Source organism: Nonomuraea sp. NPDC049269, assembly GCF_043197155.1.
GTDB lineage: Bacteria > Actinomycetota > Actinomycetes > Streptosporangiales > Streptosporangiaceae > Nonomuraea.
On record NZ_JBICSO010000016.1, the window covers coordinates 133,666 to 155,082 of the forward strand.

Below are 21,417 nucleotides of genomic sequence, written 5' to 3' on the forward strand. Positions count from 1 at the left end.
GTGGTCGCGGAGCACGAGGCCAAGGCACTGCTGCGGGAGGCCGGGGTGCCGGTGCCGCGCGGGGTGGTGGTGCGCGGGATGGACTTCGGTCCCGTCATGGACCTGCGCGAACCGCTGGTGCTGAAGGCGTACGGGCCCGGGATCGTGCACAAGTCCGAGGCCGGCGCCGTGGTGCTCGGGCTGCGCCGGGCCGACGTCCCGGCCGCGGCCGCGCGGATGCTGGCCGAGGTCGCCGGGGCCGAGGGCTTCCTGATCGAGGAGCAGGCCGCCGCCGGCGTGGAGCTGATCGTCGGGCTGGTCCACGATCCCGGTTTCGGGCCCGTGCTGCTGGCCGGGCTGGGCGGGGTGTGGGCCGAGACGCTGCGGGACACGGCGCTGGGTCTGTGCCCGATCTCCGAGGAGGACGCGCGGCGGATGCTGGGGTCGCTGCGCGGGTCTCCGGTGCTGTACGGGCTGCGCGGGCGTGCCGGGGTGGACGTGGACGCGGTGGTGAAGCTGCTCATGACGGTCGGCGGGGCCGGCGGGTTGTGGGAGCGGCTGAAGCTGGGCGAGTTCGAGATCAATCCGGTCATCGCCACCGAGTCGGGCGTTGTGGCGGTGGACGCGCGGTATCTCCCGACTGCCGATCCGGCTGTCGGCCCGGCCATCGACCCGGCTGCTAGCGCCGCGCTTGATGCCGAGCTTGGCGCTCAGGCCGGGGAGCTCCTCGTAGAGGCCGGGGAGCCGGTGGATTTCGGGCCGCTCTTCGAGCCCAGGGCGGTGGCCGTGGTCGGGGCCTCCACCAGCAGGCCGAACTTCGGGAACATGTTCCTCGAGTTCTACAAGGCCGCCGGTGTCCCGCTGGTGGCTGTGCATCCGGAGGCGCGGGAGGTGGGCGGCGTGCCCGCCGTGCCCTCCCTGGCCGCGGCCGACGTGGACTACGCGCTGGTGGCGGTGCCCGCCGAGCGGTGCGCCGAGGTCGTACGGCAGGCGAGCGGCGTGCCGTACGTACAGGTGATGAGCGGCGGGTTCGGCGAGGCGGGACGGCCGGAGCTGGAACTGGAGCTCGTCGCCGCGGCACGGGCGGCGGGGACGCGGCTGCTCGGCCCCAACTGCATGGGCGTGTACTGCCCGCGCGGGCGGCAGACGTTCGTCGGCGGCGGGCTCGGCCCGGCGGGGACGGTCGCGCTGATCTCGCAGAGCGGCGGGCTGGCCGGAGAGGTGATCAAGGTCGGCGAGCGGCGGGGGCTGGCGTTCAGCCGGGTGGTCACCGTCGGGAACGCGGCCGACGTCACCCCGGCCGAACTGCTCCGCTGGCTGTCGGCCGACCCCGAGACGCGGGCCGTCGGCCTGTACCTGGAGGACCCGCGTGACGGGCGGGCGCTGTACGAGGCGCTGGCGGCCGCTCCCATGCCGGTGGTGCTGCTGGTCGGCGGGCGCAGCGCCCAGGGCCAGCGGGCCGCCGCCTCGCACACCGGCGGCCTGGTGAGCGACGGGCGGATCTGGCAGGCACTCGCCGACCAGACCGGGGCCACGCTGGTGACCTCCCAGGACGACCTGATCGGCGTCCTCGCCTTCTTCCAGGCCCACGGCACCCGAACAACAGGTCCGTACAACGGGACCGCGATCTCGGACGGCCAGGCGGGCTCGCTCGGCGCGGTCCCGGGTGGTGAGGTGGGTTCTCTGAGTGTGGGCGCGCGTGGCGGGGCGCTGGTGATCGGGCCGAGTGGCGGGGCGAGTGTGCTGGCCGCCGATGTCTTCGATCGGGCCGGGGTGCCGCTTGGGCCGCTGCCCGACTCAGTGCTCGGCGAGCTTCGTGGGCTCGGGCTGGGGGCCGGCTCCTCGCTGGCCAACCCGCTGGAGGTGCCCGTCGGCCCCCGGAGCGGGCCGGACCTGGTCCGGCGGGCCGTCGAGACGATCGTGCGGCACCGTCCGTACCCGGATGTGGTGGCGCACGTGAACGTACAGAGCTTCTTCACCTACGGGACGCGGGCCGAACCGCTGTTCGAGTACGCGCGGGCGCTGGCGGCCACACAGGACGCGCTCCCGGGGACCAGGGTCACGCTGGTCACCAGGAACGGCGAGTGCGCACCCCCCGGTGTCGAGGACGAGGTCAGGGCGATCGTGGCGGCGGCCGGGATCCCCGTCTACCGATCTATGGAGGCGGCCTCGGTGGCCGTCGCGGCGGGAGGTCGCAATGGGAATGCTTGACGGCAAGGTGGCGCTGATCACCGGCGGAGCGCGCGGCATGGGCGAGGCGCATGTGCGGCTGTTCCTGGAGGAAGGGGCGCGCGTGGTGTTCGGTGACGTGCTGGACGAGGAGGGCAAGGCGCTGTCCGAGGAGACGGGCGCGCCCTTCGTCCATCACGACGTCACCGCCCCGGAGGAGTGGGCGCGTGCGGTCGCGACCGCCGTCGACATGTACGGCAAGTTAGACGTCCTGGTCAACAACGCTGGGATCCTGAAATTTCGTCGCATTATGGACATGACGGTCGAGGAGTTCGACCGCGTGATCGAGGTGAACCTCAAGGGCACCTGGCTCGGCGTCAAGTCGGCGATCGAGCCGATGCGGGCCGCCGGGCGCGGTTCGATCGTGAACATCTCCTCGATCGAGGGCTTCATCGGCGCCGAGGGGATGTCGGCGTACTCGGCCTCCAAGTTCGCCATCCGGGGGGTCACCAAGGCGGCCGCCCGTGAGCTGGCCCGCTTCAAGATCCGCGTCAACTCGGTGCATCCCGGGGCGATCAACACCTCGATGGCCCTGGACCCCGACATCATGAGCGAGGTGGACGCGGACGCGTTCCTCCGCAGCATGGTCATCAAGCGCTTCGCCAAGCCGGTGGAGGTGTCGCACGTGGTGGCGTTCCTGGCCTCGGACCGGTCCAGCTACTGCACGGGCAGCGAGTTCACGGTGGACGGCGGCCTACTGACGGGCGCGGGCTACTGACGGACGCAGGCTACTGACCGGCGCGGGCTACTGACCGGCGCGGACCGCTGACGGGGGGCCATCCAGCCACGCCGTCGGGGTGATGAACAGGCCGGTCGCCTCGGCCAGCACCGTGCCGTCCGGCAGCGATACCCGGCCGTCCGCCCACGCCTTGCGCCCCTCCGTACGCGTGTGCTCCGCCGTCACGACCACCGGCTGGCCGTACGGCACGGGCGCCCGGTAGCGCAGCGTCAGCGTGCCGGTCATAGCCGCCAGCCCGGCGACGGCGACCGCCTGTCCCAGCAGGTGGTCAAGGGCCATCGCGATGATCCCGCCGTGCACGGAGCCGGGCGGCCCCTCGTGCAGCGGCCGGAACGACACCTCCGACCGCACCCCGCCGCTCGTGGCCCGCTCCACGACCAGCGGCACCGCGAACGGATTGGCGGCGCCGATGGCGGCGTTGCCCAGGTGGCGTACGGTGCCGTCCGGCGCGATGTCGAAAGGCCGCGATGACACGCTGACGGTCGCTTCGAGACGTTCGGTCAGGGCGGCCAGCTCGGCGGTCACGGCCACCAGCTCGTCCTCGTCGACGTCAGTGACCAGCACCGCGTCCATCAGGTCTCTGGTCCGCTGGGCCAGGGCGCACAGGGCGGCGATGCGGGATTCGCCGGCGGCGACGTCGATCGTCATTGCAGCATCTTAGAACACGTTCTACCAAAACACGTTCTAGACACCCAAAGGTAGATCTTTTACTATCAAACCGTCCTTGTCGGGACATTTCTGGCAAGCTTTTGACCTGCTGTTTTGGTGCGCATTACCTTTGGAGCTACCTTGACCCAGGCTTGACCTGCCCTTTCGCCACGGTAGCCTCCTTCATCACGGAAGACGACAGGCCTCCGGTTTTGCTACATACGTCCCACGTACCCAGGGCTGTGTGGATAAACCCGGTCTTGCCCGGAAGGTTCCTTCGCACGTCCATGACGCCAGAGATGAAGAAGTTCATCGACCTGCTCGAGAGTCAGCTCGGCTACTCCGAGAAAGGCGATGCGTACACCAAGTTCGGCCACTGGTACGGCAAGAACGTCGAGTTCGACGCCGACTACAGCTCCGCCCCTTGGTGTGACATGTACCTGTCCTGGGCCGCGCACAAGCTCGGCTACGAGGACTGGATCGGTCAGTTCGCCTGGACGGTGCAGCACGCCGAGTGGTTCAAGGAGCACGGCGCCTGGGGTCACAAGCCCCAGCCCGGCGCCTTCGTCTTCTACGACTGGGGCGGCTCGAACGACATCGACGCCATCGACCACGTCGGCCTGGTGACCAAGGTCGAGGGCGACACGATCTTCACGATCGAGGGCAACATCGACGGCGGCGTCGCCAAGCGCAAGGAACGTGACACCAGCAAGGTCGTCGGCTACGGCTACCCGGAGAAGGTCAAGACCCGCCTGGAGAACGAGGCCGCCAAGAAGCAGGTCGAGGGCGAGCAGGACGCGCAGCAGCGGGCGAACGAGCAGGCCTCCACCTCCACCTCCACGACCGAGGTGGGCAAGCTCCAACTCCCCGACGGCACCCCGCTCGTCGACCTGATCCCCCGCATCGGGCAGGGAGTCGGGCAGGGCGAACACCTCGAGGCCCCACTCGCCACCCGCCCCAAGCAGGCCGTCTCCCCCGCCCCCACGGCCACCCGCAAGTCGTCGCCCGCGGCCACCACGAAGGCCGCCGAACAGGCGCCCAAGAAGGGCAAGCACGCCAAGCCGGCCACCGCCGACACCAACGCGGTCACCAGCAACCCCGCTCCCCTTCCGACCATCGTCGACGCGTCGTCCGCCGCTCCGCTGCCCACGCTCTCGTCTCCCGCGCTGATCGGCTCCGCGCTGGTGGCCGCCCTCGCGGTGCTCGCCGTCGCCAAGACCAGGAACATGCGCGTACGGCCGGCCCGCGCGGCCGCCCTCGCCGCCCCTGCCCCGGCCGCCGTCGGCCACCGGCGCCGCCGCCGCAAGGCCCGCACCGAAACGGCCCCCGCCCTGGCCCGCACGGCCACCCCGGCCCTCACCACCCCGGCTCTCACCACCGCGAGCGACCTCGCCGTCGCCACCCCGGCCGAGCTCATCACCGCGAGCGCCCCCGCCTTCAGCGCCCCAGCCGAGCTCACCCCCTCGAACGAGCTCATCGCATCGACCGACTTCGACTTCGCCGTCCCTGCCGAGGTCGTCGCGTCCGCGCTCGGGAGCGAGCCGCGCCTCGACGTGACCGACCCCCGCCTGGTGGCCGACCCGCGTCTGGCGACCGGTGCGAGCCGGTCGATCCTGGAGCGGTTGAAGCCGTTGGAGCCGATCGCCGACCTGCTGGCGCGGGCCTCGGCGCCGATCCCCGACGCGACGACGGAGTTCGACGCGTTCTCGCCCGTCCCCGTGGCGGCGACGACACGGTTCGACGCCTTCACGCCGTCCGCGCGCCGTGACAGCACGCCTTCGACGCGCCGTGACAGTGCGCCGCATCGTCCCAGGCCTCGCACCGCGTCCCAGCACCCTGGTTCGCAGACCACTCCGCAGTATTTCGGCTCGCGCACCGCGTCACAGCACCCCGGCTCGCGCACCGCGTCCCAGCAGCCCGGTTCGTACACCACGCCGCAGCACCCTGACGCGCGCACGCCGTACACGCGCGCGACCGAGCCCTGGCCCACCGCCGAGCAGGCGGAGAGCCCGCAGCCGGGCGGCTACTACGGGCGGCGCCGCCGCAGCGGGCACCCTGTCGAGGAGTCGGCTCCGTTCACCGCGGACAGTCCCCTGCGCGGGCGCCGTCATCGTCCCCTGGGCGCTGCCCACGGCGCGGAGGCGTTCGTCCAGGACGCGCCGTCACGGGGCCGCCGTCACCGTCTCCCGTCGGCCGTCCCGCCCCGCACGGATGCCTTCGACACCGCTGCCCGTACTCGCCGTCGGCAAAGCCATGAGGCGCCGGCCGCCTCAGGCACTGTCATGGACGAACTGCGAGCCTGGTCCGACGAACTGCGGGCCGGGAACGGCGAGCTGCTCGTGACCTCTCGAACGCAAGCCCTCCCCCCGGCACACCCTCAGCCGCGCACAACCCACAAGGGATCACGCGGAGGCCGCCACCGCGCCTGATCCCAGCACCCGGCTTGCGCCTAGCCCTCGCGGGCATCAGCCGCCAGACCGGACGTCCGACGATCTCACCAGGCTCGGCCGAGATGATCGAAGTCACATAGCGTGACTGATCATCGCACAGCCACGACATTCATCGGCCCCGCTGGCACGCCCATCACCGTCCGTGTCGGCGGCCGGGCGCTCATTACCGCTGCCGCCGCCACCGCCTGAGCCCTCAGCCCTCGGGTCGACGGCCGAAGTCCGTGGCGAGCCAGGTCGCGAGGTCCGCGGCCGGCCGACCACGGTCGACGGACCCCGGTTCCCCCGCCTCCGGCTCCCGCACGCGATCGAGGCGGAACACCCGCCAGTCGTCGGCGTCGAGGTCGTGGGCGAGAACGTACCAGCGTCCGCGGGCGTAGAGGCACCGCACCGCCTCCACTCGCCGTCGGCTGACGGCTCCGTGCCGGTCGCGGTAGCCGAACCGCAGCACGAGGTCCTGATCGGCCGCGCGGAGCAGCACCGCCAGGGTCGAAGGCGCCACGCTCTCGCGCTCGCCGCCGACGCTCTCGCTACCCGCGGCGGCGGTGTCCAGGACGGTGCGCAGCCGCCGCGGGAGCACCTGCGACAACTTGGCCAGCGCCCGGTGCGCGGCGTCTCCGGCGAGGATCCCCTCGACCATACGCACGGCCGCGACCAGTGCCACGACTTCGTCGTCCTGGAAGACCAGCGGCGGCATCCGGTGCCCCGGGCGCAGCGCGTAGTGGCCACCCGGCCCGGGCCGGCTCTCGACGGCGTAGCCGAGGCTCTGCAGGCGGGCCACGTCGCGACGCACGGTGCGGGTGCTGACCTCGAGACGCCCGGCGAGATCGGAAGCCGACCAGTCCGGCCGGGCGGCCAGCAACTCCAGCAGCCGGAGGGTCCGTCCGGCGGGACCGCCGTCAACAGGTGCGAAGTCGGTCATAGCTCCAGTGTCGCCACAATCGCGGACAGGATCCGGCCACATCTACCCGTACGGTGGACGTCATGGAGATCGCCATCACAGCACCGTCCGGCAACGTCGGCCGCTTTCTGATCGGTCACCTGGTCCGAGCCGGTGTCCGTCCGCGGCTGCTGAGCCGCCACCCCGAGCAGCCCCGCGCGACCTGGGGCGACCTCGTCGACGCCCGCGAGGTCGACCTTCGGGACGCCGCGGCGGTCACCGAGGCGACCCGTGGCGTCGACGCGCTGTTCCTGGTCGTGCCGCCCGGCGAGGCCGACGACCCCGTCGCGGCGTACGCCGAGGTCGGCGAGATCGTCGCCGCCGCGATCACCGAGAACCGCATCCCCCGCACCGTCCTGCAGAGCAGCGTCGGAGCGGAGCTCCGCGAGGGTGCCGGTGAGATCGACGGACTGGCCCGCGTCGAGGAGACGCTGGACCGGGTCGTCGCCAAGCACGCCGACCTCGCCGTCACCCACCTGCGATGCGGCTACTTCTTCAGTAATCTGCTGTTCGAGCTCGAGGGCATCCGCTCGGGCACCGTGGCCGTGGTCCTGCCCACCGGCAAGCCGTTCTCCTGGGTCGCTCCGGCTGACATCGCCGCGGTGGCCGCGTCCCTGCTGCTGCGCGCCGACTGGTCGGGACGCCGGGTGCAGGCCGTGCACGGACCACAGGACCTGTCCTGGGACGACGCCCTGGCCGTGGTCGGCGACGTCCTGGGCCCCACGGTCACCGCCCACCGCGTTGCCGACGACGACATGCGCGCCACGCTGGCCGACGCCGGCATGTCCCCGGCGCAGGTCGAGGGCATCATGGGCATGTCGACCGGATTGCGCGAGGGATTCGTCCCCGAGCAGCCGCGGACCCCCGTGACCACGACCGACACGACACTCGGAGCATGGGCCTGGGCTGAGCTCCGTCCCACCCTCGACGCGACCGGGTGACACGTGCCCGACCGTGCGCATCATTCTGGGATTGGTGACAAAGATGGCAGCGAGGGCCTTCTCCAGGCGTAGCCACGGGCGGCGGGCACCACGCGTCGCGCACGTCCTTGATGCCGGAAGCGGAGAGCATCGCGGCAGCCTGGACGCAGGCACCCCGGGCGCTCGCCTCTGGCGCGTCCCGGGTGACCACCGGGCGGCCGAGCGAAGCGTTCCGGCCTATCGCAGATAGTGGCTCACTATCTGCGATAGGCCGACTCCCGGCGAGTCGCGATCGCTCGCCACGCGACCCACGCCAGGAAGCCGGTGACGAACCCGTACGCCGCCACCAGCCCGTGCCCGTTGCTCTGCGCGAACCACATCACTAACCCCAGCAGCGGCACACCGACCGCGAGCAGCCGCTCCTTCAAGAGCCGGGTCCGCAGCAACAGGGCCGTCGCCAAGGTCGCCCCCAGGAAGTAGGTGGCCCCCGAGCTGCCGGCGAAATTACGCGGATCGGTGCTGGGGCCGCCCATCCCGAGGAGCGCGTCGGCCCACTCCGGCAGGAAGATCCCGCCCGCGAACAGCGCCACCGTCAGCGGCCCGCCCCAGAACCACTGCGCCAAGGCAGCCACGATGGCGAGCGTCGCGATGTTCCACACGGCTCCGGCGACGCCGCCGTTCTGCATGAAGACCGAGGTCACGACCCGCCACCACCCGGTCTTGGCGGGGTCATTGTCGAGCGCGTCCATCGCCCCGGACCACACCAGCTGGATCACCACCCCGCCCACGGCCAGCGCCGTCAGCCCCACCGCGACCCAGGGGACGGGCCGGCCACGCGCCGGTCCCAGTGCCAGCCCGCTGTTGATCATCATCACCATCAGCGCGGCCGTGGTGGCGAAGAACAGCAACTCACTCATGGCAGGCCCCTTTCAAACACCGTTCGAAACCGCCAGGGCGAGGCTAGCACAGGATTCTAACGGTGTTCAAAATGCGCTACGGTAGGGCCATGAAGCTCACCCAGGAGCGGATCGTCGACGCGGGGATGGCCACGTTCGCCGAGGTCGGCTACCACGGCCTGTCCATGCGCCAGGTGGCCGTGCGCCTCGACTCCACTGCCGGCAGCCTTTACTACCACGTCAAGAGCAAGAACGACCTGCTGGCGATGATGGCCGACCGCGTATGCCTGCAGGCCTACGACGCCGCCACGGCCGCCCTGGCGACCCTTCCGCCCGAGTCCACCTGGCGGGAGGAGGTCGAGGTCCAGGCCGCCACCCTCCGCCAGAGCCTCCACGAGCACCCCGGCGGCGCCATCCTCCTGGCCGACAGCCCCAAGATGCTCAGCACCGGGGGTCTGTCCCTCATGGAGCGCCTTCTGCGGACTCTCCTGGACGCCGGCGTCCCCCGCCCGCACCTCGTCACAGCCGCCGACACCCTCCTGAGCCACATCACCGGATTCGCCCTCCAGGAACAGAGCGAGTCCCAGGCCCCCGCCATCACCCCGGAGCGCTACGCCGACCTGCGCACCCGCTTTCCCCTGACCTTCGAGGAAGCCCCCAGGCACGGCCAGGACGAGAAGTTCCACCGAAGCATCCACCTGATCTGCACGGCCATCGAGACCCTCATCGCCCAGGAGCCCGAGCCGCCGGCGTGATCAGCGCCGGCCGCAGCGGATTCGGGCGCAACCCCAGCGATCAATTCGACCACGTCACGACCTCGCGGCCCGTTGCCGGCGTACTGCCGGTCCTGGCTCCGGTGGCCAAGCCGACGCGGCACCGTGCTCTCGACGCCATGGCCCGTACCGAAGCTAGCGCGACGTGACCCCGTAGTCCGCGGCGAAGGCGGCCAGGCAGGAGACCGCGTCGCGGCTGCGTGTCCACGGTCGGACGATCAGCCGGTCCACTCCCAGCCCAGCCCAGTCCGCCACCTCGTCCGGCGACGCCAGCGAGTACGCGTGGGCCGTCACCGAGCAGCGCCTCTCCCCCCGCAGCGCCGCCAGCCGGCCCAGTTGCGGTCTGATCGACTCCAGCGTGTGCGGCATGCTGATCCACCCGTCACACAGCGACGCGGCCCGGCGCAGCGCGGCGGGTGATTCGCCGCCGCAGAGGATCGGCAGGCGGTGCTGTACGGGCTTGGGCTCGAACGCCACCTCGGGAAATGAGTAGAACCGCCCGGAATGCGCGACCACCGGCGAGCTCCACAGCCGCCTGGCCACCTCGATGGCCTCGTCCAGCCGTGCGCCGCGCGAGGCGAAGGGGATGCCGGCCGCGTCCCATTCCCCCCGATACCAGCCCGCCCCCACCCCGCAGATGGCCCGGCCCGACGACACCACGTCGAGTGTGGCGAAGGCGCGGGCCGACACGAACGGGTGGCGCAGTGCGAAGAGGTGCACGGCCGTGCCGAGTCTGATCCTGGAGGTCAGCGCGGCCAGCCAGCACAGGTACGCGGGCGCGTCGAACAGCGGCGTGGACGGCTTGATGCCCGGCTCGGAGGTGCCCGGGTAGAGGGCCGTCGACAGGTCGGTGCTGAACACGAGGTGCTCGGGCAGCCACACGGACTCGAAGCCCAGCTCGTCGGCGGCCACCGCCACGTCCTTCCACGCGGCCGGGTGAATCAGGCCGAGCGGGACGCCGAACCTCACGGGTACCGCCTCAGATCGCCGCCGATCACCGATGTCCGCACCCGGGCCCGATGTACGGCAGAGCCGCCGTACGCGGCCGACAGCGACCAGGCCCGCGCCAGCCAGAACCGCAGATCCAGCTCCTCGGTGTAACCGATGGCGCCGTGCACCTGCAACGCCACCCGGGCCGCCAGCGCGGCCGTCTCACCGGCGGCGGCCTTGGCGGCACTGACGTCCCGGTCCACGGTCGGCACCGGCCGATCCACCGACAGGGCAGCGCGGTAGACGAGTGGGGCGGCGAAGTCCAGCGCGATGGCCACGTCGGCCAGCTGGTGCTTGACCGCCTGGAAAGACCCGATGGCCGCCCCGAACTGGGTCCTGACCCCGGCGTGCGCCACGGTGACCGCCAGCAGGTGCCTGGCCACCCCGATGAGCTGCGCCGCCGTCGCCACAGTGGCCCGTCGCAGGGCCGGGACATACGAGCGGTCCAGCCGTACGGAGTCGTCGAAGGAGACGTCGAACAGCCTCCGGCACGGATCGGCACCGGGCCGGGACGCCAGCCGTACGGACTCCCTGGAGACCAGGTGCAGGCCGTCGGCGCGCGCGACCACGAGCAGGTCGGCCAGGTCGGCGTCGGGAGCGTACGCCTGGCCGGGCAGCAGCACGCTCACGCAGACCGACCCGGAGGCGAGCTTGGCGACGTCGTCCAGCAGGTACGGCGCCGCCACGGCGGTCTCCACGACCGGACCGGGCAGGCAGGCCCGCCCGGTCTCCTCCAGCGCGGCCACCGCGTCCACCAGGCGGAGCCCGAGCCCGTCGGCGTCCGGCGGCAGGAGCAGCCCGAAGAACCCGATCCCGGCCAGTTGTTCCCAGGCCGGGCGGCGTTCGGAGCGCAGCGCGGCGGGCGGGCAGTGGGCGCGCAGCACATCCCGTACGGTCTCCGCGAGGGCCAGTTGCTCGTCGGTGAAGGCGAAGGTCATCGGGGCAGCCCCAGAACTCGCTCGGCGATGATGTTGCGCTGGATCTCGTTCGTGCCCGCGTAGATGGGCCCCGCCAGCGCGAACAGGAACCCGTCGAGCCACGGCGTCTCCCCCGCCCGTTCGCCGAGCAGCTCCATGGCCAGGGTGTGCATCCGCAGGTCCAGCTCGGACCAGAAGACCTTGCCCATGCTGGCCGCGGAGCCGATCTCGGCGCCCGACATGAGCCGGTGGGCGGTGGCGAAGGTGTGCAGGCGGTACGCCTCGGCGTCGGTCCAGCAGCGGGCCGCCCGGTCGGCGAGTTCGGGGCTCGCGTCGCGGGCCAGGTGGACGAGCCGGTCGGCGGTGGCCAGGAAGCGGCCGGGGCTGCGCAGGGCGAGGCCGCGTTCGGAGGAGGTGGTGGCCATCGCGATCCGCCAGCCCTCGCCGGGGGCGCCGAGCACCATCGAGTCGGGCACGAAGACGCCGTCGAAGAACAGCTCGGCGAACCCGGGCAGCCCGTCGAGCTGCGCGATCGGCCGGACCGTCACCTCGTCGAGCGGGAACATGAAGTACGTCAGCCCCCGGTGCCTGCCCTCGTCCGAGGTACGGAAGAGGCCGAACCCGTGCGAGGCGTAGGCGGCGCGGGAGCTCCACGTCTTCTGCCCGGAAAGCCGCCAGCCGCCGTCCACCCGGGTCGCCCGGGACTTCAGCGCGGCCAGGTCACTGCCCGCCTCCGGCTCCGACCAGGCCTGCGCCCATACCTCGTCGGCCCTGGCCATCCCGGGCAGCCAGCGCCGCCGCTGCTCCTCCGTGCCGTACGCCATCAGGGTCGGGGCCAGCAGGAAGACGCCGTTCTGGGTGACCCGGCCGGGGGCGCCCGCGGCCCAGTACTCCTCCTCGAAGATCAGCCACTCGATCAGCGAGGCGTTCCGTCCGCCGTACTCCTCGGGCCAGGAGACGGCGGACAGCCGCGCGGAGGCGAGCAGCGCCTCCCACGCGCGATGCGCCTCGAAGCCTTCGGGGGTGTCCATCGACGGCAGCCCATCGGGTACGTGACGGGCGAGCCAGTCCCGAACCTCGGCACGGAAGTCCTGCTCGGCCGCGGAGAAGTCGAGATCCACAAGACCAACCTAGCGTATGCTTGGTCGCCTCGCCAGGTGGCTGTTCTCGGACATACGCTGGAGCGGTGCGAGGACTGCTGCTCCGACTGTCGACGCTGGACACCGACGCGGAGAGCGCGGTGCGCGTCATCGCCTACTTCGACTCGCTGGTACGCGACCATGTGAGCGTCCCGGTGCTGCTCTCGGCGACCGCGCGGCTGACCCAGTGCCCGGTGGGCCTGCTCGACGCGGCCACCGGCCGGCGCACCCGCACGTTCCCCGACGGCTCCGTCGACCACCCGGACACCGACCACCATCCGGAGGGCGACGCTGCGCTCAAGGTGGTCAGGGAGTTGGCGTCCGGGCTCGGCGCGGTCTGGATGGAGCGTGACGGAACCCCGCACGGGCTGGACGAGATCGTCCTCGAACGGTTCGCGGCCGCGGCCGAGGTCACGCTGGAACGCGCCGTAGCACTGGCCCGCGAAGGCCGGGACCCGGCGCTGGTGGAGCTGGCGCTGTCGGCGGAGACCGGCGAGGCGGAGCGGGCGCGGGCGCTGCGGCTGCTGGGGTTCGACCCCGCGACGCCGCTACAGGCGCTGGCCATCGCGATCCCCGCGGACGAGGGCTTCGCCCTGGTGCCCGGGGTACGGACGATGGGGCACCACGTCCGCGCGGCCCGGATCGGCGACACGGAGGCGGTTCTGGTGGCCACCGCGCTGCCCCGGTTGCCCGGCTCCGTGCGGGTCGGCATCGGCCCCGAGCTGCCCATTTCATCGCGGATCGGCATCGGCCCCGAGCTGCCCGGTTCGCGGGTGGCCGAGTCGTGGGCGGGCGCGCGTACCGCGCTGCGCTTCACCGGACCGCACGACCGCGTGGTGCGCTGGACCGAGCTGGGCGCGCTGGCCCTCTACGCCGACGTGCCCGACGCGGCGATCGCCGAGCTGGCCGACGTACGGTCGATGGAGCGGCTCGGCGGCGAGGGCCGGTCGGCCGTGCGGGCGCTCTGCGCCGAGGGTTCGGTGCGTCGGGCCGCCACCGTCCTGCACCTGCACCACAGCTCGATGGCCGCGCGGATCGCGCGGGCGGAGTCGGTCCTGGGCTTCTCACTCGCCGACTCCGCCGGACGGCTCCGCGCCCACCTGGCCCTGGCCCTGGTACGCCTGCGCGCCAATGGCGGATCACCCGCCTGACCACGCGCGACGCTCTCAGCGGCGGAGCACCGGGCCCGCGCGTCAGACGCGGAACGCTCGCTTGAGTCCCGCCAGCCGGTTCGCCCTGGCCCTGCGGCTCAGCTCGGTGTCGGGAACCAGCCCGTCGAACCCGTGGAAGGCCCCGGGATAAAGGTGGAACTCGGTCGACACCCCGGCCTGCACGAGCCGCCGCGCGTACTCGATGCATTCATCCCTGAACACCTCCAGCTCCCCCACGTCGATGAACGACGGAGGCAGCCCCGCCAGGTCGGTGGCCCGGGCCGGCGCGGCGTAGGGCGAGACGTCGTCGGCGCCGATCCGGTCGCCGAGCAGGGCGGTCCAGCCGAACAGGTTCGCGGCCCGGTCCCAGATCACGGCCTCGGCGAACTCGTGGCTGGACGGGGTGATGTTGCGGTCGTCGAGCATCGGGCAGACGAGCAGCTGGAAGGAGACCTCGGGCCCGCCCCGGTCGCGGGCGAGCAGCACGGTCGCCGCGGCCAGCCCGCCGCCCGCGCTCGCGCCGCCCACGGCCAGCCTGGCGGGGTCGAGGCCGAGCTCGCCGGCGTTCTTGGCGGTCCACAGCAGTCCGGCGTAGCAGTCCTCGACCGGCGCGGGATGCGGGTGTTCGGGGGCGAGCCGGTAGTCCACGGAGACGATCACAACGCCGAGCTGCTCGGCGTACTCGATCATCATGGCGTCGTCGATCTCCGGGATACCGATGATCATGCCGCCGCCGTGGATCCAGTACAGCCCCGGCCGGTCCGTCTCGGCCCCGGCCGGACGGTAGATCCGTAGCCGGACGTCAGGTGCGCCCTCGGGCCCCGGTACGTGGCGATTCTCGATCGTGACGTCGGTCTCCGGCGTGGGCGCGGCCGCCAACATGGCGTTGATCTGGGCCCGATGTCCGGGGAGGCTCTCCCGAGACAGCTGGGCATCCGGCATCGTCATCATCTGGCCGAGCCCGGCACGGAGTTCGGGATCCAGATTGGGGTGTGTTGCCATGTCGCTTCCCCTTCCACGGGATGCTTGACCCTACCCCTCGATGATCAGATCCCGGCCGCCGCCGGACAACCGCCATCCGGCGGCGTTTGACCCCCGTTCACCCGCCAACCCGTCAGCTCAGCAGCTCGACGACGCGTTGCGCGAGCGGGGCGGCGCTGGCCGGGTTCTGGCCGGTGGCGAGGCGGCCGTCCACGACGACGTGCGGCTCGAAGTCAGCCACGCCCTCGTGCCGAGCGCCGCGCGCCCGCAGCGCGTCGGCCAGCAGGAACGGCACCACGTCCGCCACGCCCGCCGCGTTCTCCTCGCTGTTGGTGAACCCCGCCACCCGCTTGCCCGACACGAGGTGCGAGCCGTCGGAGAGCGTGAGGTTCACCAGCGCCGCCGGGCCGTGGCAGACGGCCGCGACGACACCGCCGCGCTCGTACACCTCCCGCCCGAGCCGGGCCACGTCCGGGTCGTCGGGGAAGTCCCACATGGTGCCGTGCCCTCCGGCGTAGAACACCGCGTCGTACGCCGTGGCGTCGAGGTCGGCCAGCCGCGGGACGGCCCGCCCTTCGAGGTCGGTCAGGAAGGCGGTCTGGACGGGGTCGGCCGGGTCGTACCCGTCCTCGGGCGTCCGGCCGCCGCCCACACTCGCCACCTCGACCTCGAACCCGGCCCGCCGGAAGATGTCCCAGGGATGGGCCGCCTCGGGCACGTAGTAGCCGGTCTTCCTGACTCCGCCGAGGTCGTCATGGCTGGTCAGTGCGATCAGAATACGCTTGGTCATGTCCTGAGCATGCCCCGCCGACCCATCAGCCAACAAATAGCGAATCCAGCAGTCAGCCATCAGAATACTGATATGTCGCTCTCGCTGGACCTGCTCAGGACGTTCCTCGAGGTCTACCGGACGGGCTCCATCACGGCCGCCGCGCAAACGCTCGGCCTGTCGCAGCCCGCGGTGACCGCGCAGGTCAAGACGCTGGAGGCGGCGCTGGACCGGCCGCTGTTCGACCGGCTGCCGCGCGGCGTCGCCCCCACGGCCGCCGCGGACGAGCTGGCCCGCCGGGTGGCCGGCTCGCTCGACGCCCTGGACGCGGTGGTGGACGCGGAGCTGCCGTCGGAGCAGGCGGTCCATCTGGGCGGCCCGGCCGAGTTCGTCTGCGAGCAGGTGATCCCGCTGCTCGCGCCGCTGGTGCGCGACGGGCTGCGGCTGCGCACGACGTTCGGGCTGTCCGACGGCCTGCTCGCCGACCTGGCGGCCGGGCGGCTCGACCTGGTGGTTTCCACGATCCGGCCGCGCGTACGGGGCGTCCAGGCGGAGCCCGCGTACGACGAGGAGTTCCTGCTGGTGGCCAGTCCCGAGCTGGCCGCGCGGGCGGATCTCGCGGAGATGCCGCTGATCTCCTATGCCGAGGAACTGCCCATCGTGCGCCGCTACTGGCGGACGGTCTTCGGGCGGCGGCCGGCGATGGCCGCGCGGGTGGTGATCCCCGACCTGCGCGGCGTGCTGAGCGCGGTGCGGGCCGGGATGGGCGTCTCCGTCCTGCCCGCGTACCTGTGCGGGACCGATCTGGCGGCGGGCCGGCTGGTCACGCTCGCGGAGCCGGAGCTGGCGCCGATCAACACCGGCTACCTCGCGGTCCGCTCGGGCGGGCTGGCCAGGGCCCCCGTCGCCAGGGTGCACGCGCACCTGCTGACGGCGCTCAGGGCCGCGCCGCCGTACTAGCTTGCCGACTAGCTCGCCGTCCATGAGCCGAGCAGCCACGGCGGCTCCAGCGCGGCTTCTGAGAAACGCGCAGCCCGTGGTCCGGTTCCGCGGCACGTCCCGTCAATATGCTCTGATCATGTGCCACTCCACTGACAGCAGGCCGCCCGCCCCGCCGATCAAGGGCCGTGCCGCCTCCCAGGAGCCGCTCAACCTGACCGCCGCCGACGGCAACACCTTCCTCGCCTACCGTGCCGAGCCCGCGGTGCCGAACGGGCGCGGCGTGGTCATCCTGCCGGACGTGCGCGGGCTGCACCCGTTCTACCGCGAGCTGGCGGTCCGGTTCGCCGAGGCGGGGTTCCGGGCCGTCGCCATCGACTACTTCGGCCGTACGGCGGGCACGGACGACAGGGACGACGACTTCGACTACATGCCGCACGTGTCGCAGTTGACCGCCGACCAGGTACGCACCGACGTCGGCGAGGCCGTCACCAACCTGGCCCAGACGGGCCCGGTGTTCACGGTGGGTTTCTGCCTCGGCGGCGCCCACTCCTGGCGGCTGGCGGCCGAGGGCAACGGCCTGGCGGGCGGAATCGGCTTCTACGGCGCCCTCCGCGCGGCCGGCGAGCCGCCGGCCGTCCCCGGCGCCCCGCTCCTGTTGCTGCGCGCCGGTGCCGACACGGCCTCGACACCGGAGCAGTTCGCCGCGTACACGGCCGCGCTCGACAGGGCGGGCACCGAGCACGAGACGCACATCTATGAGGGCGCCCCGCACTCCTTCTTCGACCGGACGTCCACCGAGTGGGCGGCGGCGTGCGAGGACGCCTGGCGACGCATCATGTCCTTCACCGAACGGCACTCATCGCCATAGATCATTGGGATATGGAGGCAACGGTGCACTGGCGTGGGACACCACACGAAGGCAGAGAAGATGACCACACAGATCAACCACGTCGACCATGAACTGATCCAGGCCGCGACGCATGTCGCGGCCACACGCTGCCGGGGCGACAACCACACCGTGGCGGCCGCGGCCCGCAACCAGGACGGCCGGATCATCACGGCGGTGAACGCCTACCACTTCACCGGCGGCCCCTGCGCTGAGCTGGTCCTCATCGGCACGGCCGCCGCACAGGGCGCCTACGACCTGGGCACCATCGTCGCCGTGGGCGACCGCGACCGAGGCGTCGTGCCCCCATGCGGCCGCTGCCGCCAGGTCCTTCTCGACTACTTCCCAGCCATCAAGGTCATCGTCGGCACAGGTGACAGACTCCGCACCGTCTCCATCACCGACCTGCTTCCCGAAAGCTACGTCTGGGCGGACCACCAGCTCGATGCCGAGGAAGGCACGAGCTGACGCCGCAGGCATACGCCACCACGAACGTTCGGCCGTCCGCGTTCGCATGGCTTACCGCGCCGCCGGAGGGTGCTACGCCAATGGCGGCCGGCATGCACACGCCCCGGCGACCGCCGCTCCGGTCTCGTGGCGGCGGTCGCCTGAACGACATCAGGGGTAGTACGCCGCCAGCTTGGCCTTGATCTTGGCGACGGTGCCGTCAAAGGGCATGACCTGCGGATCGCCGCGACCAGGTCAGGAGTCGTGCGGCGCTACCAGGCCGGATTCGTAGGCGAGGACGACGAGCTGAGCGCGATCGCGAGCGCGGAGCTTGGCCATGGCCCGGTTGATGTGGGTTTTCGCGGTCAGTGGGCTGATCACCATATGGTCGGCGATCTCGTCGTTGGACAGGCCCCGCGCGACCAGGACAACGGCTTCGCGTTCACGAGTGGTGAGTTCTTTCAGTCCCGGCCCGGTGCCGGTGCGGGGCCGCTGGGTGACGTAGGTGTTGATGAGCTTGCGGGTGATGGACGGGGCGAGCAGCGCGTCGCCACGTGCCGCGACGCGTACGGCATGGAGGAAGTCTTCGGGCACGATGTCCTTGACGAGGAATCCGGCCGCGCCGGCGCGCAGCGCGTTGAAGACGTATTCGTCGAAGCCGTAGTTGGTCAGGATGACGACGTGCACCCCGGCCAGGGCCGGGTCCGCGGCGATGCGCCGGGTTGCCTCGATGCCGTCGAGGACCGGCATCTGGATGTCGATGAGAGCGACGTCGGGCCGATGTTTCTTGACCAGCGTCAGGCCCTCCATCCCGTCGCCGGCCTCGGCGACCACCTCGATGTCGTCCTCGAGGTCGAGGAGCGCGCGAAATCCGCTGCGCAGGAGCGGCTGATCATCGACCAGCAGGACCCGGATCATGACGTCCGGTCCACGGGGAGTTCGGCCTCGACGGTGAAGCCTCCCTCGCGGCGCGGCTGCGCGCGTAGGCGCCCGCCGAGGGCGGTGACTCGTTCGCGCATTCCGAGCAGCCCGACACCGGGCACCGGCGCGGCGTCCGGTGTGGCCTTGCCGTCGTCATCGATGCGTATCGCGAGGGCGTCCGGTCGGCAGTCGATCCGGACCGACGCGGTCGCGGCGGCGGCATGCCGGGTGATGTTGGTGAGTGACTCCTGGACGATCCGGTAGACGGTCCGGCTCACCGCGGCCGGCACGTCATGCTGTTGCCCTTCGATGGTCAGCGTCGCGTTCAGGCCGTTCGTCCGAGCGCGTTCCACCAGCTCCGCGACATGGTCGAGCCCGCGCGGCGGGCTCGTGTCGTCATCGCGCAGCGCCTCCAAGGTCGCCCGCAGTTCCCGGGTCGCCTCCCGTCCGGCCTCCTGGATCGCCAGCAGTGCCTCCGGCACCTGTTCGCCGCGCCTGCGGGCCACGTGGACGGCGACTTCGGCCTGCACTTTGATGATCGAGATCTGGTGGGTGAGCGAATCGTGCAGTTCCCGCGCGATGCGCAGGCGCTCCTCATCCGCGCGCCGCCGCGCGGTCTCCTCCCGGCTGCGCTCGGCTTCGTCCGCCCGCCGCTCGGCCTGCCGCAGCGCCTCACCCGCGGCACCGGCCGCGATCAGCCAGGCCAGTTCAAGGGCACCTCGGGCCTGTGCGAACGCCTCCCCCGTGTCGTGCAGGCCCGAGGCCAGGGCCGCGAGCGGGAGAGCGGCCAGCATGGCCACGCTCGCCGCCACCGTGATGGCGCGGTGTCCCGCCCGTACGGCGGCGTACACCGCGAACAGGTACGCGACCGCAGGCACGTCGAAACCGGCCGCCTGGTACCCCACCGCGCACAACCCGGTGACGACCAGGACCACGACCGGAGCCCGGCGGCGCGCGGCCAGCGCCAGGCCGCCGACCGCCAGCAGCGCATAGCCGAGCAGGGCGGGGCTCGTGCCGGAATGCTGCCCGGACAACCCGGTGACCAGCAACGCCGCAGCCACACAACCGGCGACCGCCCAGTCGATGACAGCAGCCCGAACACCGGATCGTCCTGAACCCATGCGCGCACCCTAGCCGGACGCCCGCGCGAGCGACTCCTGCGAGGGGACGATCGGCCGACTACCGCACCCGCGGTATCTCCGCCGCTCCTGCCGCCGATACGGCAGCAGGCTGCCGTATCGGCGGCATCACACATTGCCCTCGTACGCGGGACGACCCGCGGTGGGTCCAGCGGACATGCTCAGACGACATCCAGTCGTAGGAAGGAAGGAGCACCACATGTCCGTGCGTCACCTGCTTACCGCCGCGGTAAGCGTCCCGCTCGCGATCGCCGGGCTTGCCACACCGGCGGCCGCGCACGTCTTGACCCAGCCGGATCCTGTCAGTGCCTACAGCCTGACCACCGGGCGTCTGTGGTCCCTGGTGGCCGCGCTGCTCGGGCTGGCCGGCGTGGTCATCGGCGGGCTGGCTCTGGCCCGCGCCGCCGGTCGTCTCGGCACCGGCTCTGGGAGAAGGGGAGCCGTCGTGGCCCTGGTGGCGGGGCTGGCCGGTATGGTCATCGGCGGACTGGTCGTGGCCGCCGCCGAGGGTGGTCCCGGCACCGGCTACGGGATAGTCGGAGGCTTCGTGGCCCTGGTGGTGGGGCTGATCGCCATAGTTCTGGGTGGGCTGACTCTGGCCCGCTCCCGCCGCGCCACCGCATCACCGCGCCCCCGGACCGGCTGATCACCGCACAGACGAACTGCGTAGACGCTGCCATCCGCTGTCGGAGGCAGCGACTGCCTCGGCAGCGCGATGATCGATTCCGTGAAACCCCTCCCAGGCGTTCGCGCTCGTCACCGGCACGGGTCAAGGTGGCCCCAGGTAAGCGGCTCGCACCACCGGATCGTCGCGGATCTCCGCCGGGGTGCCGGTGGCGATGACCCGGCCGAGGTCCAGGACGACGAGCCGGTCGCAGGTGTCCATGACGAAGCCCATGTCGTGCTCGACCAGCAGCACCGTGGTGTCCAGGGTGTGGACGACCGCGCGCAGCCGTACCGTCTGGTCCGCGTCCAGGCCCGAGGTGGGCTCGTCGAGCAGCAGCAGGCGCGGCCGGTCGGCGATGGCGCGGGCCAGCTCGACCAGCCTGCGCTGGCCGACGGGCAGCGCGGCGGCGTAGGCGTCGCGCAGGTCGGCCAGCCCGCACAGCTCCAGCACCTCGGCCACGCGCGCCCGCCGCTCGCGCTCCAGCCGCCGCCGCGCGGGCAGGCCGGCCAGGTCGGCCATCAGGCCGCCCCCGCCGCCGTGCCAGTCGAGCGCCGCCAGTACGTTGTCGGCCACGGTGAGCCGCCCGAAGACCTGCGTGCGCTGGAACGTACGGCGAAGGCCCGCGCGGGCCCGCCTGACCGGCGACACCCCGGTCACGTCCTCGCCCGCCACGCGCACCCGGCCACCGCTCGGCCTGCGCAGCCCGGACACCACGTCGAACAGCGTCGTCTTGCCCGCCCCGTTCGGCCCGATCACCCCGCAGACCTGGCCCTCGGGCACCTCGAACGACACCGCGTCCAGCGCCGTGACCCCGCCGAACGCCACCGACACCCCCTGCACGGCCAGCACCACGTCCGTACGATCGACAGCCTGTACGTCGGCCATCACGTCATCTCC

Annotated in this window: 21 protein-coding genes; 10 read left to right on the forward strand and 11 right to left on the reverse strand. The window is 71.9% G+C overall.

Annotation, left to right across the window (positions count from 1 at the left end; all coding sequences use genetic code 11):
- Entirely contained in the window at positions 1-2,190 is a 2,190-nt protein-coding gene (locus ACGFNP_RS58660) for an acetate--CoA ligase family protein (protein ID WP_393333512.1), read from the forward strand.
- Positions 2,177-2,926 carry a glucose 1-dehydrogenase gene (locus ACGFNP_RS58665; protein WP_358338716.1) on the forward strand — a complete coding sequence of 250 codons (750 nt, stop codon included), beginning with the start codon at positions 2,177-2,179 and terminating at the stop codon, positions 2,924-2,926. Before ACGFNP_RS58660 ends, ACGFNP_RS58665 begins: the two co-directional genes overlap by 14 nt.
- A 27-nt stretch (positions 2,927-2,953) precedes the next feature.
- On the opposite strand, the gene ACGFNP_RS58670 is transcribed toward ACGFNP_RS58665, so the two are convergent.
- On the reverse strand, positions 2,954-3,595 hold the full coding sequence (locus ACGFNP_RS58670) for a PaaI family thioesterase (RefSeq protein ID WP_393333516.1): 642 nt from the start codon (positions 3,593-3,595) through the stop codon (positions 2,954-2,956).
- Positions 3,596-3,894: 299 nt separating this feature from the next.
- Between ACGFNP_RS58670 and ACGFNP_RS58675 the strand changes: the two genes are divergently transcribed.
- Positions 3,895-6,024, forward strand: coding sequence for a CHAP domain-containing protein (locus ACGFNP_RS58675; RefSeq protein ID WP_393333519.1), 2,130 nt, complete (start codon positions 3,895-3,897; stop codon positions 6,022-6,024).
- A 214-nt stretch (positions 6,025-6,238) separates the two neighbouring features.
- Here ACGFNP_RS58675 and ACGFNP_RS58680 read toward each other — a convergent pair whose 3' ends face one another.
- A complete protein-coding gene (locus ACGFNP_RS58680; protein WP_393333521.1) occupies positions 6,239-6,964 on the reverse strand; it encodes a helix-turn-helix transcriptional regulator in 726 nt (241 codons plus the stop codon).
- Between the two features lie 62 nt (positions 6,965-7,026).
- Between ACGFNP_RS58680 and ACGFNP_RS58685 the strand changes: the two genes are divergently transcribed.
- The gene (locus ACGFNP_RS58685) at positions 7,027-7,923 is read left to right on the forward strand and encodes an NAD(P)H-binding protein (protein ID WP_393333523.1); all 897 of its coding nucleotides are present in this window, start codon (positions 7,027-7,029) and stop codon (positions 7,921-7,923) included.
- A 236-nt stretch (positions 7,924-8,159) separates the two neighbouring features.
- On the opposite strand, the gene ACGFNP_RS58690 is transcribed toward ACGFNP_RS58685, so the two are convergent.
- The gene (locus ACGFNP_RS58690) at positions 8,160-8,819 is read right to left on the reverse strand and encodes a hypothetical protein (RefSeq protein ID WP_393333526.1); all 660 of its coding nucleotides are present in this window, start codon (positions 8,817-8,819) and stop codon (positions 8,160-8,162) included.
- 89 nt (positions 8,820-8,908) lie between these two features.
- On the opposite strand from ACGFNP_RS58690, the gene ACGFNP_RS58695 reads away from it, so the two are divergent.
- Positions 8,909-9,553 (forward strand): TetR/AcrR family transcriptional regulator, encoded by a 645-nt coding sequence (locus ACGFNP_RS58695; RefSeq protein ID WP_393333529.1) that lies wholly within the window; start codon positions 8,909-8,911, stop codon positions 9,551-9,553.
- A 153-nt stretch (positions 9,554-9,706) separates the two neighbouring features.
- Here ACGFNP_RS58695 and ACGFNP_RS58700 read toward each other — a convergent pair whose 3' ends face one another.
- The 3 genes from ACGFNP_RS58700 to ACGFNP_RS58710 are packed head-to-tail and all read right to left on the reverse strand — an operon-like array spanning position 9,707 to position 12,599.
- Positions 9,707-10,540 carry a TIGR03619 family F420-dependent LLM class oxidoreductase gene (locus ACGFNP_RS58700; RefSeq protein WP_358338738.1) on the reverse strand — a complete coding sequence of 278 codons (834 nt, stop codon included), beginning with the start codon at positions 10,538-10,540 and terminating at the stop codon, positions 9,707-9,709.
- Positions 10,537-11,499, reverse strand: a complete 963-nt coding sequence (locus tag ACGFNP_RS58705; RefSeq protein ID WP_393333533.1) for an acyl-CoA dehydrogenase family protein — start codon at positions 11,497-11,499, stop codon at positions 10,537-10,539. Before ACGFNP_RS58705 ends, ACGFNP_RS58700 begins: the two co-directional genes overlap by 4 nt.
- The gene (locus tag ACGFNP_RS58710) at positions 11,496-12,599 is read right to left on the reverse strand and encodes an acyl-CoA dehydrogenase family protein (protein WP_393333536.1); all 1,104 of its coding nucleotides are present in this window, start codon (positions 12,597-12,599) and stop codon (positions 11,496-11,498) included. The genes ACGFNP_RS58705 and ACGFNP_RS58710 overlap by 4 nt, the downstream gene beginning before the upstream one ends.
- A gap of 65 nt (positions 12,600-12,664) precedes the next feature.
- Between ACGFNP_RS58710 and ACGFNP_RS58715 the strand changes: the two genes are divergently transcribed.
- Positions 12,665-13,768 (forward strand): helix-turn-helix domain-containing protein, encoded by a 1,104-nt coding sequence (locus tag ACGFNP_RS58715; RefSeq protein ID WP_358338746.1) that lies wholly within the window; start codon positions 12,665-12,667, stop codon positions 13,766-13,768.
- A 42-nt stretch (positions 13,769-13,810) separates the two neighbouring features.
- On the opposite strand, the gene ACGFNP_RS58720 is transcribed toward ACGFNP_RS58715, so the two are convergent.
- Positions 13,811-14,770 (reverse strand): alpha/beta hydrolase, encoded by a 960-nt coding sequence (locus ACGFNP_RS58720; RefSeq protein ID WP_358338749.1) that lies wholly within the window; start codon positions 14,768-14,770, stop codon positions 13,811-13,813.
- A gap of 112 nt (positions 14,771-14,882) precedes the next feature.
- Complete coding sequence (locus ACGFNP_RS58725; RefSeq protein WP_393333541.1) at positions 14,883-15,539, reverse strand: type 1 glutamine amidotransferase domain-containing protein; 657 nt, start codon at positions 15,537-15,539, stop codon at positions 14,883-14,885.
- A 72-nt stretch (positions 15,540-15,611) separates the two neighbouring features.
- Here ACGFNP_RS58725 and ACGFNP_RS58730 point away from each other — a divergent pair, with 72 nt between their 5' ends.
- The 3 genes from ACGFNP_RS58730 (at position 15,612) to ACGFNP_RS58740 (ending at position 17,814) form a co-directional block, all read left to right on the forward strand.
- Positions 15,612-16,478, forward strand: a complete 867-nt coding sequence (locus ACGFNP_RS58730) for a LysR family transcriptional regulator (RefSeq protein ID WP_393333544.1) — start codon at positions 15,612-15,614, stop codon at positions 16,476-16,478.
- A 118-nt stretch (positions 16,479-16,596) separates the two neighbouring features.
- Positions 16,597-17,328: an alpha/beta fold hydrolase gene (locus tag ACGFNP_RS58735; RefSeq protein WP_358338758.1), complete on the forward strand. Its 732-nt coding sequence runs from the start codon at positions 16,597-16,599 to the stop codon at positions 17,326-17,328.
- Positions 17,329-17,388: 60 nt separating this feature from the next.
- A complete protein-coding gene (locus tag ACGFNP_RS58740; protein ID WP_358338761.1) occupies positions 17,389-17,814 on the forward strand; it encodes a cytidine deaminase in 426 nt (141 codons plus the stop codon).
- Positions 17,815-18,048: 234 nt separating this feature from the next.
- Here ACGFNP_RS58740 and ACGFNP_RS58745 read toward each other — a convergent pair whose 3' ends face one another.
- Both ACGFNP_RS58745 and ACGFNP_RS58750 read right to left on the reverse strand, forming a co-directional pair.
- Complete coding sequence (locus ACGFNP_RS58745) at positions 18,049-18,711, reverse strand: response regulator (RefSeq protein WP_393333548.1); 663 nt, start codon at positions 18,709-18,711, stop codon at positions 18,049-18,051.
- Positions 18,708-19,835 carry a sensor histidine kinase gene (locus ACGFNP_RS58750; RefSeq protein ID WP_393333551.1) on the reverse strand — a complete coding sequence of 376 codons (1,128 nt, stop codon included), beginning with the start codon at positions 19,833-19,835 and terminating at the stop codon, positions 18,708-18,710. The genes ACGFNP_RS58745 and ACGFNP_RS58750 overlap by 4 nt, the downstream gene beginning before the upstream one ends.
- Positions 19,836-20,052: 217 nt before the next feature.
- Here ACGFNP_RS58750 and ACGFNP_RS58755 point away from each other — a divergent pair, with 217 nt between their 5' ends.
- Positions 20,053-20,499, forward strand: coding sequence for a DUF6223 family protein (locus ACGFNP_RS58755; RefSeq protein ID WP_393333554.1), 447 nt, complete (start codon positions 20,053-20,055; stop codon positions 20,497-20,499).
- Positions 20,500-20,622: 123 nt separating this feature from the next.
- On the opposite strand, the gene ACGFNP_RS58760 is transcribed toward ACGFNP_RS58755, so the two are convergent.
- Positions 20,623-21,405, reverse strand: a complete 783-nt coding sequence (locus ACGFNP_RS58760; protein ID WP_393333557.1) for an ABC transporter ATP-binding protein — start codon at positions 21,403-21,405, stop codon at positions 20,623-20,625.
- Between the last annotated feature and the right edge of the window lie 12 nt (positions 21,406-21,417).